The organism is Psychroserpens mesophilus (assembly GCF_050617655.1).
Classification (GTDB): Bacteria; Bacteroidota; Bacteroidia; order Flavobacteriales; family Flavobacteriaceae; genus Psychroserpens; species Psychroserpens mesophilus_A.
In genome coordinates, this window is record NZ_JBODQC010000485.1 from 1 (window position 1) to 238 (window position 238).

Here is a 238-nt window from a genome sequence, read left to right on the forward strand (position 1 = left end):
GTCACCGAAGACATGATGAGGATAAAGGTCATAAAGGCCACATAGTACATCGGATACGTCCCGTGGAAAAACGGCACGTGCGTAAACACCTCGTCGGCAATCGGCCAGGTTTCGATGAATTTAAAGCGGGAAAAACCGTAGGAGGCCAGAAAGCCGGAAAATGTCAGGGCATCCGAGACGATGAAGAACCACATCATCAATTTGCCGTAGCTCGCACCCAGCGGGCGGTTACCGCCTC

General features: G+C 52.5%; 1 pseudogene. It reads right to left on the bottom strand.

Annotation, left to right across the window (positions count from 1 at the left end):
* Nucleotides 1–238, bottom strand: a pseudogene (locus tag ACRHNM_RS18095) (cytochrome c oxidase subunit 3); the annotation flags it as partial.